Annotated in this window: 8 protein-coding genes and 1 pseudogene; 3 read left to right on the top strand and 6 right to left on the bottom strand. The window is 68.6% G+C overall.

The window, feature by feature from the left end:
- Positions 1–59 precede the first annotated feature (59 nt).
- Positions 60–6,122 carry an anti-phage protein ProA gene (gene proA, locus QRN27_RS14625; protein WP_285042851.1) on the top strand — a complete coding sequence of 2,021 codons (6,063 nt, stop codon included), beginning with the start codon at positions 60–62 and terminating at the stop codon, positions 6,120–6,122.
- A gap of 74 nt (positions 6,123–6,196) precedes the next feature.
- Here proA and QRN27_RS14620 read toward each other — a convergent pair whose 3' ends face one another.
- From QRN27_RS14620 to QRN27_RS14600, 5 genes and pseudogenes are all read right to left on the bottom strand, one after another.
- Entirely contained in the window at positions 6,197–7,132 is a 936-nt protein-coding gene (locus QRN27_RS14620) for a restriction endonuclease (protein ID WP_285042850.1), read from the bottom strand.
- Positions 7,133–7,203: 71 nt separating this feature from the next.
- Positions 7,204–8,460 (bottom strand): hypothetical protein, encoded by a 1,257-nt coding sequence (locus QRN27_RS14615; protein ID WP_285042849.1) that lies wholly within the window; start codon positions 8,458–8,460, stop codon positions 7,204–7,206.
- A gap of 40 nt (positions 8,461–8,500) precedes the next feature.
- Complete coding sequence (locus QRN27_RS14610; RefSeq protein WP_285042848.1) at positions 8,501–9,304, bottom strand: DUF2510 domain-containing protein; 804 nt, start codon at positions 9,302–9,304, stop codon at positions 8,501–8,503.
- Positions 9,305–9,449: 145 nt separating this feature from the next.
- Positions 9,450–9,857 carry a VOC family protein gene (locus QRN27_RS14605; protein ID WP_285043116.1) on the bottom strand — a complete coding sequence of 136 codons (408 nt, stop codon included), beginning with the start codon at positions 9,855–9,857 and terminating at the stop codon, positions 9,450–9,452.
- 45 nt (positions 9,858–9,902) lie between these two features.
- Positions 9,903–10,757, bottom strand: a pseudogene (locus QRN27_RS14600) (LysR family transcriptional regulator); the annotation flags it as partial.
- A gap of 160 nt (positions 10,758–10,917) precedes the next feature.
- On the opposite strand from QRN27_RS14600, the gene tdh reads away from it, so the two are divergent.
- Together tdh and QRN27_RS14590 are read left to right on the top strand one after the other, a co-directional pair.
- The gene (gene tdh, locus QRN27_RS14595) at positions 10,918–12,030 is read left to right on the top strand and encodes an L-threonine 3-dehydrogenase (protein ID WP_285034977.1); all 1,113 of its coding nucleotides are present in this window, start codon (positions 10,918–10,920) and stop codon (positions 12,028–12,030) included.
- A 65-nt stretch (positions 12,031–12,095) separates the two neighbouring features.
- Positions 12,096–13,265, top strand: a complete 1,170-nt coding sequence (locus QRN27_RS14590) for a glycine C-acetyltransferase (protein WP_285042847.1) — start codon at positions 12,096–12,098, stop codon at positions 13,263–13,265.
- Positions 13,266–13,278: 13 nt separating this feature from the next.
- On the opposite strand, the gene QRN27_RS14585 is transcribed toward QRN27_RS14590, so the two are convergent.
- Positions 13,279–13,818, bottom strand: coding sequence for a GNAT family N-acetyltransferase (locus tag QRN27_RS14585; protein ID WP_285042846.1), 540 nt, complete (start codon positions 13,816–13,818; stop codon positions 13,279–13,281).
- Between the last annotated feature and the right edge of the window lie 10 nt (positions 13,819–13,828).

The following is a 13,828-nucleotide window of genomic DNA, read 5'->3' as shown; positions in this document are numbered from 1 at the left end:
GCGCTGGGGAGATGGGCCCTTCGACAGGCTCAGGGACCGGAGCGGTTGCGTCGACAGGGTTGGCCGACGGTCCCGAAGCGGAAGACGGGCAGAGCGCCGCAGGCTCCATTTCCGTTGACGGCGCCGCAGGCTCCTCGTCTGCCGCATCCGCCGCCGCCCCCTCCTCCGTCTCCATCCGCGTCAGCGCGACGCCGACGCTCAGCTACGCGATGGCGCACTGCAGCATCGCGGTGATCGACGAGATCGTCCTCGAGAACCACGGCGGGGAACGCCGGGCGGCGTCCGTCGAGATCGACGTCGTCACCGCCGACGGCGCGCTCGCCGACACCAAGGTGCTCCTCGCCGACCTCGGCGAAGACCGCACCACCCTCCTCCGCAGCCCTGAGGTTCTCCTCGACCCACGCCGCATGCTTCTCGTCGAGGAGCAGCGGCCCGGCGTCATCCGCATCACCGTCCGCGACGCCGCGGGCACCCAGCTCGGCACGGTCGAGAGCCCCGTCACCGTGCTCGCGTCCAACCAGTGGATCTCCGCACCCGTGCAGCTCGGCCTCGAACTCCTCGCCGCCCACGTGCAGCCCAACGCGCTCGTCGTCAGCGAGCTCATGCTTGAAGTCTCCGATCTCCTCGACCACCAGACCGGCAACAGCTCCCTCGCCACCTACCAACTCGACGACCCCGCCCGCATCGACGCCATCGTCGCCGCCGTCTGGGACGCCGCCCGCGCCCGCGACATCCGCTACGCCGAACCACCCGCCAGCTGGGGCCAGAGCGGCCAGAAGGTCCGCACCCCCGAGGAAGTCCTCACCAGCCACCTCGGCACCTGCCTCGACACCACCATCCTGCTCGCGTCCGTCCTCGAAGCCATCGGCATCCACCCCCTCCTCTGGCTCCTCAAGGACCACATCTTCCTCGGCTACTGGCGCGTCCAGACCACCCTCGACGTCGTCGCCAGCACCGACGTCTCCGAAGCCGTCAACTCCCTCGAACTCGGCCGCATCGGCGTCGTCGAGACCACCATGCTCACCGGCACCTCCGCCACCTTCACCGACGCCTCCCGCCGGCCCCACACCGAACACCTCGCCGGCCCGCTCGACGACTTCATCGGCATCACCGACGTCGTCCAGGCCCGCCTCCGCAAGATCTACCCACTGCCCAGCCGCCGCATCAACGCCGAGGGCGAACCCGTCGTCACCCTCTACCAGGCACCCGAAGCCCGCGCCCTCACGCAGGACGCCCCGGCCACCGCCGAATCGACCGCCGCCGGCCACGGCCCCGAGGTCCCGAAGCGCGTCTCCACCTGGAAGAACGCCCTCCTCGATCTCAGCCTCCGCAACAAGCTCATCAACTACACCGACCGATCCGGCTTCGAACTCGCCGTCCCCGGCCCCGCGCTCGGCCGCCTCGAAGACAGCATCAACCACGGCACCCCGCTCACCCTCGTCGCCTCCGACAGCGTTGCGACGATCGACCAGCAGCGCGGCATCCGCTTCGGCCGCGACCTCGACGAGAGCGACCGCATCACCTTCCTCGACGACAAGAAGAGCGCCTTCATCGACGTCACCCAAGCCGCCTACCCGACGAAGCTCCGCGCCCTCGCCTACAAGGCCAAGACGATCGTCGAGGAGACCGGCGCCAACAACCTCTACCTCGCGTTCGGCATGCTGAGCTGGCGCTTCGGCGACCGCGACCTCCGCTCACCCCTCGTGCTCGTGCCGGTCACGCTCACGACCACCAGCCGCGGCTCCTCCTACCGCCTCACCCTCGACGAGGCCGGCTCCTCCACGCCCAACTACTGCCTACTCGAGAAGCTGCGGCTGAGCTTCGGCCTCGAGATCCCGGGACTCGCCAACCCCGTCGAGGACGGCTCGGGCATCGACCTCCCAGCCGCGTTCACCGCCGTGCGCCAGGCGATCCTCGACGCCGGCCTGCCGTTCCGCGTGGAGGAGACGGCGTCGCTGTCGATCCTCCAGTTCGCGAAGTACCGGCTGTGGAAGGACCTCGACGAGAACTGGGAGACGCTCAGCCGCAACAGCCTCGTCGACCACCTCATCAACTCGCCGCTCGAGGCCTACGCCGACCCCACGCCCGCGCAGACCGACACCGACCTCGACCGCCTCGGCCTCGACTGCCCGGTCGCCGCCGACTCCTCGCAGCTCGACGCCGTCGCCGAAGCGGTCGCCGGCCGCACCTTCGTGCTCGAAGGCCCTCCCGGCACCGGCAAGTCGCAGACCATCACCAACCTCCTCGCCCGCTCACTCGCCGAGGGCAAGAAGGTCCTGTTCGTCGCCGAGAAGCGTGCGGCGCTCAACGTCGTGAAGCAGCGACTCGAAGACGTCGGACTCGGTGCGTTCTCGCTCGACCTCCACGACAAGGGCGCGCGACCGAACGTCGTGCGCGCGCAGATCAAGACCGGCCTCGACCTCCGCACCAAGGCCGACATCGACGCGCTGAGCACCAACCGCGAGCTGTCCGAGTCCGGCCTCCGCACCCTGACCCGCTACGCCGACCGCCTGCACGAGGTCAACGCCGCCGGCTTCTCTCTCTACTCCGCGCGGAGTCGTCTGCTCGCGATGGACCACGACCTCGTCCCGATGGCGATCCCGGAGCAGCTCGTCGCCGCCGGAACGCCAGAGGCCTTCGAAGAACTGCGGCAGGTGTTCCGCGAGCTGCCCGAGCGCTCCGACCTCGCCCGCCCGAGCACGACCCACCCGTGGGCGTTCCTCGACGGCCCGTCGGCTCCCGGGCTCGACGCCGCGACCGTCCAGCAGGCCGCCCGCGCGATGGACGCTGCCCTGGCCTCGACGCTCGACGCCGGCCTCCCGATGGACGCGCTGCGGCTCGCGACGCGACCCGACCTCCTCGGCCTCTGGTCGACCGCCGTCGCCGCACCGCGTCTGCCGATCGGCGCGCTCATGGCCGGAACCAGGCCCGAGGACTTCAGCCGCCTCGACGAGGCCCTGGCCGCTGCCGAACAGCTCCGCGACGCCCAGGGAGAGTGGCGCTCGACGTTTACGCCCGCCATCCTCGACCGCGACATCGCTGGCCCGCTCCACGCCGCCGAGCAGGCCGCGGCGTCGAGCTTCTTCGGTCGCAAGAAGCGGCTGCGGGCGGCGCTCGCCCAGCTGAGTGACGTGCTCGCGGTCGACGCGACCTCGTTCAAGGTGAAGCAGCTCGTGCCACAGCTCACCGAGGCGAAGGCCGCGCAGGACCGCCTCGTCCAGCTGCGAGGCACGCTCCGCTCCACAGCCCTGCCGCTCGTCAGTGACCGCTGGAACCCGCTCGTCGAGCCGACCCAGCCGGTGCGCGAACTCCTCGGCTGGTATCGCTGGCTGTCGGAGGGCTTCCGCCTCCCGGGCACGCCCGACGACGCGTTCATCACCGCCGTCCGCGATCACTACGCCACGACCCAGCCGTCGCAGGAGGCCGCCCAGGCGCTGACGACGCTCGCGGGCACGTGGAGCGAGTTCCTGCGGGCCGCATCCGTCACCACCGAGCGCCTGTCGGCGTGGTCGGGTGGCGAGGGCTTCCTGCAGGCCTGGTGGTCGACGCGCGACGCCCGCCGTCTCGACGGCGCTGAGCCCGTCGTCCTCGAACGCTGGCTCGACCTGGTGCGGGTCATCGAACCGCTCCGCACCCACGGGCTCGACGACGTCCGCGCCGCGATCCTCGCCGGTCGCATCGAGACCGAGGACGCGACGCTCGCGTTCGAGAAGGGCCTCGCGCAGGCGTCGATCGACGAGCGTGAGCGCACCACCACGCTCGACGCCTTCGACGCCACCGCTCACAACCGCAGCGTCACCCGTTTCACCACGAGCGTGAAGGCCGTGCGCGAGGAGCTCCCGCGGGCGATCCCGGCGTCGGTGCTCGGGCTGCGGACGTTCAGTTCGCAGTCGGAGAGTGGTCAGGTCGGCGGGTTGCGTCGGCAGATCGACCGGCAGCGCGGTGGCATGAGCGTCCGTGCGCTGCTCGAGAACTTCGGCGAGCTCATCACGCAGATCATGCCGTGCACGCTCGCGAGCCCGGAGTCGGTCGCGCGGTTCTTCCCGGCTGCCGCCGAGCTGTTCGACATCGTCGTGTTCGACGAGGCGTCGCAGATCCGGGTCGCCGACGCGATCGGGGCGATGGGGCGTTCGCGCTCGGTCGTCGTCGTGGGCGACAGCAAGCAGATGCCGCCGACGACGTTCGCGGAGGCCGGCGCGACGATCGACGACGAGGCCGACTTCACGAGCGAGGTGCTGCAGGACGAGGAGTCGATCCTGTCCGAGTGCGTGCAGGCGCGGGTGCCGAGCAAGTGGCTGTCGTGGCACTACCGCAGCCAGGACGAGTCGCTCATCGCGTTCTCGAACCACCACTACTACGACAGCCAGTTGTCGTCGTTCCCGGCACCGTTCGCGGGTGCGCGTGACACTGGGGTCGAGGGTCACGGTTTGGCGTTCGTGCGACTCGACGGGCAGTTCGAGCGTGGCGGCCGCGGCAAGTCGTTGCGGACGAACCCGGTGGAGGCGCAGGCGATCGTCGAGGAGATCTCGCGCCGTTTCGAGGCTTCGCCGGACGAGACGCCGTCGCTCGGGGTCATCACCTTCAACGCGCAGCAGCGGACGTTGATCGAGGATCTGCTGCGTGACAGCGCCGACCCGCGGATCGCGCTGGCGCTCGATGAGCAGGACGGGCTCTTCGTCAAGAACCTGGAGAACGTGCAGGGCGACGAGCGCGACACGATCCTGTTCTCGATCGCGTTCAGCGCGAACGAGAAGGGCGTGATCCCGTTGAACTTCGGTCCGCTCACGCGTGCCGGTGGTGAGCGACGGTTGAACGTCGCTGTGACGCGTGCGCGGCGACAGGTGGTGCTGTTCGCGAGCTTCGACCCGTCGGAGCTGCGGGCGGAGCAGACCTCGTCGATCGGCATCAAGCACCTAAAGGCGTACCTGGAGTTGGCGCAGCGGGGGAGCGAGGCGGCTGGTGAGGATGGGCGTCGTCAGGCGATCATCGACCGCCACCGCGACGAGATCGCCGACGAGCTCCGGTACGCCGGGCATGCCGTGCGGACGGATGTCGGGCTGTCGGACTTCCGGGTCGACATCAGCATCGCGACGGAGGCGGAGCCCGATCGTCCGCTGGTGGCGGTGCTGCTCGACGGCGCGTCGTGGCGCGAGCGTCGGACGGTCGCGGACCGTGACGGACTGCCGGTGGAGGTGCTGAGCGGCTTGATGCGGTGGCCGGGCGTCGAGCGCGTGTGGCTGCCGGAGTGGTTGCACCACCGCGAGGAGGTGCTGGACCGATTGGTCGCGGCCGTTGAGGCTGCAGGGGAGCGGGTTGCTGCGGGGCGTGCGGTGCCGGCGGAGCCGGCTGGTGCGGAGACGGATCCGGCTGATGCCTCGGCTACCGATGAGGCCGATGTCGCTTTCGAGGATTCGGATGCGCCCGCACCCGTTCGCAGCGCCCGCGTGCGCGAGTGGTCGGAACGGCTGGCGTCGCTGGAGACCCTGTCGGAGTTCCGTGACCGCAAGGTCGGTTCGGCGCAGCCCGTGGAGGCGGCACCGGAGACGGACACCTCGGCGCGCTATCCCGAGCTCTCGGAGTATCAGCCCTGGGATGCGCCCAGGCTGGGTGGGATCGAGGTGCTTGACCGTCTGCCGGGTCGTCCATCGGTCGTCGCGGTGCAGGGTGCGATCCGCGCGGCGGTGGAGGCCGAGGGGCCGATCCATCTGACGCGTCTCGCGAAGCTGGTCGCGGGTGCGTTCGGTCTCGATCGGGTAGCCGGTTCGCGGGCCAAGTCGATCCTCGACAAGGTCCCGGCCGAGTTCCTCGGTCGCTCCGACGAGCCCTTCGCCTGGCCGACGGAGATCGACCCGCTCACCTGGCGAGGAGCACGTCAGTCCCCGGCCGACGCGCCTCGTGCGATCGAGCACATCTCCCTGGTGGAGATCGCGAACGCGATGGCGATCGCCGCGGAGCAATCCGCCGGACTCTCGCCCGACGAGCTCCGTCGCGAGACCCTCGCCATCTTCGGCGGCAAGCGAGTCACCGCTGCGATCGGAGCCCGCCTCGACGAGGCGTTGGAATTTGGTTTGACTTCCGGGCGGCTGGACCGCAGTGGCCCCGACACGATCGTCCCCAAGTAAGCGAGCTGTTCAGGATCGCTGCGAGTGCCGGATGGAGATGTCGATCCCGGTCTGACTCCATCCGGCAGCGCGGACTATTCGAAGAAGTCGGCGTCGATCTCGACTGTGTGATAGACGTGCTTCACCTGTACACCCACGCGGTACTTGATCATGAGATCTACCAGGCGCTCGCCGTCGATCAAGATGATCCTCGACGGGACTGCATCGGCGTAGGTCGTGGCAGACGGCGTGAAGGCTGATGTGGTGAGGAAGACACCCCTGCTCGCGCCGAAACCGTGGAGCGCTCCAACGAAGGCCTGAATGGTTTCTCGACTGATGTTGTTGCCGGCCTTGTACCGTTTCGCCTGAACATAGATTCGTTCAAGACCCAGAGCATCCTGGTTGATGACGCCGTCCACGCCGCCGTCCCCTGAACCTCCGATACGTTTTCCCCGCTGTTCCGCGCCTCCGTAGCCCATCGCGAGAAGCAGATCGACCACAGCCTGTTCGAAGAAATCAGGGTGACTCTCTCGGAGCCGCGAGAGCAGCTCTTGTCCGACCTCAGCCTCGATGCGCGAAACACCCGTTTCGATCTGTTCAATCGGATCCAACGACGCGATCTCGGCACTGGCCTCAGGATCTGCCGCGGGACTGGTTGTTCCCGACTTCGGCGAAGGCCAGAACGGCGCGAAGATTTCGCGCGCGCTCGCGTAGTCCAGCCCCTCGGGATAGCTCGCGAGTGCCCGGTGGCCTTCGTCATTGATCACATAGTGGCCCCGCGTCGGGCGATCGATCCAAGACGCCTTCGTGAGGTGGCTCAGTGCCCATCCCATTCTCTGCTCGGCGCGCGTCGAACCCGACGACAACGTCTCGGCGCGTGCTTCGAGGGAGAGACCAGACGCTTCCGCGACAGCGTCGAAGATGTCCTTACGGTGGCGTGTCTGTCCGTCGGCGAGGATTCGCAGGGTCGGAGTGACGAATGCCGGCCAGATTGGTACGAGAGAGGCGTCATCGCCACGATCCAGAGTCATGGCCTCCACCTTGCCCTACACGCGCCGAGATGACGGGGCGACATCCCATTCGATCGTCTGCGTTCTCCGGTTCATCGCTTCGAGTTGTCGTCGGGCTTCCTTTCATCGCCTCGCCGCCGGAGCATTCGCTCCGACATGCCGCCCAACAGGGTTCCCGCTGCAACGCGAGCCCGGTCGACGCCCTCGTTGCCGAGGCGGACAGCTGCGCCGACACCGGCGGCTCCGGTCTCGAGAGCGCTGTCACGCACGTCGGCAGCGGCCTCACCCCATCGCTTCACGTGCAGAGCCTCATGGTCGCTCTCGATACCCAGTCGGCTCTCGAACTCCACAATGGCAGCCGATGCATGGTTGCTCGAGTGAACGACCTTGCGGGCGGAGAACGGGTTCAACAGCACCTTGCCGTTCGCGAGCGTAGCTGCCGCATTGATTCGAACGAGCAGCGTCTCCGTGGTCTTCGCGATGCGGTTCAAACGGTTTCGTCGTGCGGCCTGGAGCCCGACCCGGTGAGCGTCGAGCTCTTCAGGTGAACCATCCAGCACCCGGTCGAGTTCGAGGATGGCGATGCCGTCCTGCAGCTGGAAGCATCGAGCGAGAACAGCAAGCCATTCACCCACGGATGACTCGGCGGTCTTCGCCAAGACAGCGAGATCGTCGACGTTTCCTTCCCGCTCCAACTTCTCCGCAATGGCGTCGAGCTGCAGCAGTGAGTACGCCTGAGTGCGAGCGACAATCCCGGACGAGTTCTGAATCTTCGACCAGCCGGTCTCAGAGACGCGGCCGGAATGCTCCCGGATCGTCATTGCCTCTTCGATCATGAGGTCGACGCCGATCATGTCAGCGAGGACAGCGTCTCGCTGACCGCGGAGGAGATCGTCGACCTTGGCGTCGATCTTCGCGAGGTAGTCAGTGATCTCGTCCATGGCCTGCTGCATTGCGATCTGTGTCATGATGCCTGCCGCGCCCGCGAGGACCGCAGGATTCGCGACGAGAGTTGCCGGACCCTTCACGAACTGGATGATCCCGTTGATCTTCCCGCCGTCCATCAGGACGGCGCGACTGACGCCCGGAGACGAACCCTTCATCAGTGGGTACTTCTGCAGGGCCCTCGCGGATTCCTTCGTCAGCTTGACCCAGCGGCCGGAGCTCGCGGCGATGTGAGATCCAACCTGAGCGGCTGTCGCGGCATGACCCGCGGCAGGGCGGAGACGCTCAAGCCCGAGGTGCTTCGACGTCAATCCCTCCGTTTCGATGAACCGTTCGACAGCAGCTGGATCGCCGATGACGGCCAGGCCATCTTCGTCTGCGATCAGTTCGATCTCGTCGCTCATAGGGTGGTCCTTTGATTGTGGGTTGGGCTCGTCAGTCAACCTAGACCGCCCGAGCGCCGATGTCGCGCAGCACAGCAGCAGACGCGCGGACACCGTCCATCGCGCCCTGGATCGTTGCCGGATCGCCGCCTGCGACAGCGGTCGTCAGGGCGTCGAGGTTCGTCTCCAGCCCGACGAGAGCAGGGGCCCACTCGGCCGCGATGGAGGCCGGTACGTCGAGCGACTGCAGCTGTCCGAGGTTGAAGCTGATCTCGACGGAGTTGGACAGCAGGCGCCAGGTGCCACCCTCGGCGAGCGTGACCGCCATGTCGTCGAGGTCCTTGTCGATGTCGGCGGTGTGCTTGCTGGCTCCAGCCTGGAAGGCGGCGACATCGACGACGGCGGGTACGACCGGCTCGGCGATCGGCTCGACGGTCGATGAGGGAACGGGCGTCTCGGTCGGAGTGGCCGACGGCGCCTGGGTGGCGGTCTGGGCGACAGCGACCGGCTCGGTCCGCCCACCGTTGATCGCATTCGAGATGCCACCGACGAGCAGCAGCGAACCGACGACGGCTCCGGCGATGATCCACCCCTTCGTCTTCCCGCTCATGCCGGTCGAGGTACCGGGCTGGGTGGCGTACGGCGACGGAACGGGCGCCGTGGCGAACGTGGGCGGCGCGGGCTTCTGCAACTGGAGCGGCTGACCGGTGAGCGGCGCGGCCACCACCTGCTGTGGAGGAGTAACCGCCGCCGGAGCGGTGTGACTGGTCCAGGCGGCTCCGTCCCAGTAGCGCTGCTGCGTGGGGTTCGAATAGTCGGGGTACCAGCCAGCGGGCGTTGCTGAGGGCGGAGTGGTCGAGCTCATGGGGAACGGTCCTTGCATCGGGTCAGCGCGACCCGCAGCGGCATCGTGAGGTCGACGGCAGGTGACGGACCCGAGAACTGGGCCGAGCTCAGTCTGGCGGGGGAGGGGTGGGGGTCATCAGTCCCAGAATGGGTCACGCGCCCGACTACTGGTCGGGATCCGCAACCACCTCGACCTTGAACCCTGCCGCGTTCTCGAGCCACCCTGCGTAGTGCTCATCGCCGCCGGCGTGGGGGTAGCGCTCCTGATACAGCGGCTGCCAGCCGTGCTCGGGGGCCGCAGCCATGAGGGCGTCGACCGCCCCGCGCGATCCCGCTCGGAACGCGAGATGGTTCACGCCCGGCCGGCGACGGTCGTGCGACTCCGCGCTGAGGTTCGGGGACGCGGTCAGCGTCAGGTACGTGTCGCCGGCCTCCCAGGACTCACCGCCGGACCACTCGCTCGCCATCGTGAAGCCGACACGACCGAGCAACCACGCCCAGCCCGCCCGCTCCGCATCCACGTCCGCCAGCCACACCTCGACGTGGTGCAATCCGGGACCAGCCGCGACCAGCGCGGACGGCCGCGTGCGCTGCAAGACATCCGCAGCACCCCGCAGCCGCTCCAAGGTCCCCGCCACCGCGACCCGCGCGAGCGCATGCGGCCGCGCGAGCACGTCGATGTTGCGCGCGATCCGCACGTCCTCCAACGGCACGAGCACCAACCGCGGGTCCGCCCGCGGCGCTGTATACCGCGGGAACAACGCCAGCAGCCCGCCACCCACGATCATCGACGCCGCCAGGTGGTAGTCGTTCACCCGATGCGCCCGCTGGAACCGCACGCCCGCCGTCGCCTCGACCACCCCGAGCGCGACGTCCGGCGCGAAGCCCGCATGCGCCGCGATCCACGACTCCTCGGCGAGTTCCGCAGCCGACACCGACGACCGCCCGGCCAACGGATGATCCACCGACATCGCCACGTCGAACGGCTCGCTCAACAACGTCGTCACCGACAACTGCTCCGACGGCCACGGCTCATCGTGATCCATGCGGTGCGCGATGACGAGGTCGTACTGGTCGACGAGCTCGGCGAACTCCGGCTGCGCGACATCGTGCTCACCGAACACCAACGCCGGAGCGGAGCCCGCGTCCCTCTCGGCCAACAGCCCCGGCAACAGCGCCTGGCCCGCACTCTGGAACGCCGCCACCCGCACCCGCGCACCGGTGTCGTCGCCGTACTCGCGCACCGTCTCCGCCGCACGGTCGATGAGCGTGTGCACGGTCCCGGCCATCTCGGCCAGCGCCATGCCAGCCTCGGTCAGCCGGATCTCACGTCCGACGCGATACGTGAGCGGCACGCCCAGCTCGCGGTGCAGCGCGGCCAGCTGCTGCGAGATCGCGGGAGCGGTCACGTGCAGGTGACGCGCGACGGCGGCGATCGTGCCGCGCCGGGCGAGCTCACGCATGATCCGCATCTGGGAGAGATTCATCAGCTCAAGCTAACTGGTCACGTGGAAACCCTCAATATTCATGACGGATCGATCTGGCTAGCGTGGTCATCAGGACAGCGCAAGGACGCCCGTCCGCGACAGCCAGTACCACCGGCCGTCGCCGCTCCCGCAGGAAGGAACGCCGTTGCTCGCCCTCTGGAAACGACCTGACACCGCCGGTTTCGAACTCGTCGAGCGCGCGATGCCGGCGATGGGCTCCGACGACGTCCTCATCCGCGTCCACCGCACCGGTATTTGCGGCACCGACCTCCACATCGAGTCGTGGGACCCGTGGGCGGCCGGCGCTGTCGACGCGCCGCTCGTCCCGGGCCATGAGTTCTCCGGCGAGGTCGTCGAGGTCGGCAGCCGTGTTGCGGGGATCCCGGTTGGCGCAGCGGTCTCCGGGGAAGGACACCTCGTCTGCGGGACCTGCCGCAACTGCCGCTCCGGCCGCCGCCACCTCTGCCGCCACACCCGCGGCCTCGGCGTCAACCTCGACGGCGCCTTCGCCGAGTACGTCGTCCTGCCCGCCACCAACGTGTGGGTCCACGGCGACCAGGTGACGCCCGACCTCGGCGCCCTCTTCGACCCGCTCGGCAACGCCGTCCACACCGCCCTCAGCTTCCCGATCCTCGGCGAGGACGTGCTCATCACCGGCTGCGGGCCCATCGGCCTCATGGCCATCGCCGTCTGCCGGGTCGCCGGCGCACGCAACATCGTCGCGACCGACGTCGTCGCCGATCGTCTCGAGAAGGCGCTCGCCGTCGGAGCCGACCGGGTGGTCGACGTCTCGAAGGAACGGGTCGCCGACGCCCAGGCCGCGCTCGGCATGCTCGAGGGCTTCGACATCGGCCTGGAGATGTCCGGTCAGGCCGCCGCCGCGAGTGAACTCATCGACAACCTCAACACCGGCGGCAAGGTCGCGTTGCTGGGTCTGCCGTCGACGAACATCGAGATCGACTGGACCAAGGTCATCACCCGCATGATCACCATCAAGGGCATCTACGGCCGCGAGATGTTCGACACTTGGCACCACGCGAGCGCGATGGTCGACCACAGCCCCGAGCTCCGGCACGCCCTCGAGTCGCTCGTCACCGCCCGGTTCCCGCTCGCCTCCTGGCAGGACGCCTTCGACACCGCACGCGGGGGAGCGGCGGGCAAAGTGCTCATCGACTGGACCGACACCAGCGACGCCGTCATCACCGGGGTCATCGACGAACACGTGCCGGAGACCGTCGGCGCGGTCACCGCAGCCTGAGCCGACGCCCATCGCCCACCCAACCGACAACCGATCAACCGCCCACTCGACCCCGAGGAGACGACATGTACGGCACCATCAAGACCCAGTTGCGCGACCAGCTCGACCGCATCGAGGCGGACGACCTCACCAAGCGCGAGTTCGCGATCACCTCGCGGCAGGGCAGTCACGTCACCATCGACGGTCGTGAGGTGCGGAACTTCTGCGCCAACAACTACCTGGGTCTCGCGAACGAGCCGTCGATCGTCGACGCCGCCAAACTGGCGCTCGACGAGTGGGGCTACGGGCTCGCCAGCGTGCGGTTCATCTGCGGCACGCAGCAGATCCACCGCGACCTCGAACAGGAGTTGAGCGCCTTCCTCGGTACCGAGGACACCATCCTGTTCTCCTCCTGCTTCGACGCGAACGGAGCCGTGTTCGGTGCGTTGTTCAGCGACGACGACGCGATCATCTCCGACGCCCTCAACCACGCCTCACTCATCGACGGCATCCGCCTGAGCAAGGCCCGCCGCCTGCGCTACCGCAACCGCAACATGGCCGACCTCGAGCAGCAGCTGATGAACGCGGCCGACGCTCGTCGCACCGTGATCGTCACCGACGGCGTGTTCTCGATGGACGGCTTCTACGCGCCCCTGGACGAGATCTGCGACCTCGCGGACCGCTACGGCGCGCTCGTGCTCGTCGACGACTCACACGCCGTCGGCTTCGTCGGCCCAGGCGGTCGCGGGACGCCCGAGCTGTTCGGGGTGCAGGACCGCGTCGACATCCTGACCGGCACTCTCGGCAAGGCGCTCGGTGGTGCGTCGGGCGGGTACGTGAGCGCGAAGCAGGAGATCGTCGACGTGCTGCGGCAGTCGGGCCGGCCGTACCTGTTCTCGAACAGCCTGGCGCCGTCGCTCGTCGCCGGAGCCCGTCGTGCCGTGGAGTTGGCGGCTGCGGGTGATGAGCTGCGCGAGGGGCTCTTCCGGAAGGCGGACCTGTTCCGCGCCCGCATGACCGAGGCCGGCTTCCGGCTGCTGGAAGGGTCGCACCCGATCATCCCCGTGATGTTCGACGATGAGCAGCAGGCCGTCCAGGTGGCCGGCCGGATGCTGGAGCAGGGCATCTACGTGATCCCGTTCAGCTTCCCCGTGGTCCCGCGCGGCGAGGCCCGCATCCGCGTGCAGATCAGTGCCGCGCACAGCGAGCAGGACATCGAGGACTGCGTGGCCGCGTTCGTCGCGGCGCGGGGGTAGGTGCCGCGGGATTTCAGCGAGAGCGCTCGTCGCTGGGGTCGGCCGTCGATCGCAGTCGCATGCCCCACACATGCCGCACCGACCCGTTTGCACCGAGGTCGTCGTCGACTCGCCGCATACCGATCTTCTCCGCCACGCGCGCCGACGCCCGGTTGTCGGGGTGGACGATCGCGACGAGCTCTGATGAGTCGGTGTGCTCCTTGGCGAAGTCCCGACTGGCGGCCGCGGCCTCGGTCGCCAACCCTCGACCCTGCCAGGCGGGGCTCACGTGGTAGCCGACCTCGAGCTTCAGCTCGCCGTTCACGCGCTGCCAGGTCAGACCGCAGTCGCCGACGAAGTCACCGTCGTGGGTCTCGATGATCCAGAGGCCGAGGCCGTCCTTCGCGTCGTTGTCCTCGTTCCAGGCGATCCACGCCGCGGCCTGCTCGCGGGTCTTCGGTGCCGGGTAGTACATCATGACGGCAGGGTCGCCGAGAATCGCAGCCATCTCGTCGAGGTCCGCCGGCGTCATCCGCCGGAACCGCAGGTGCTCCGTGTCGTGGGGGACTGGCATCGGTTGAACG

Source organism: Plantibacter sp. LMC-P-059a (genome assembly GCF_030209505.1).
In the GTDB taxonomy this organism is placed as follows: domain Bacteria; phylum Actinomycetota; class Actinomycetes; order Actinomycetales; family Microbacteriaceae; genus Plantibacter.
This window is presented reverse-complemented; position numbering and strand designations above follow the sequence as displayed.

Bases quoted from the DNA above. Each gene is read 5' to 3' on its own strand.
- QRN27_RS14620 (WP_285042850.1), bottom strand. From the start codon at position 7,132: ATGACTCTGGATCGTGGCGATGACGCCTCTCTCGTACCAATCTGGCCG.
- QRN27_RS14615 (WP_285042849.1), bottom strand. From the start codon at position 8,460: ATGAGCGACGAGATCGAACTGATCGCAGACGAAGATGGCCTGGCCGTC.
- QRN27_RS14610 (WP_285042848.1), bottom strand. From the start codon at position 9,304: ATGAGCTCGACCACTCCGCCCTCAGCAACGCCCGCTGGCTGGTACCCC.
- QRN27_RS14590 (WP_285042847.1), top strand. From the start codon at position 12,096: ATGTACGGCACCATCAAGACCCAGTTGCGCGACCAGCTCGACCGCATC.
- QRN27_RS14585 (WP_285042846.1), bottom strand. From the start codon at position 13,818: ATGCCAGTCCCCCACGACACGGAGCACCTGCGGTTCCGGCGGATGACG.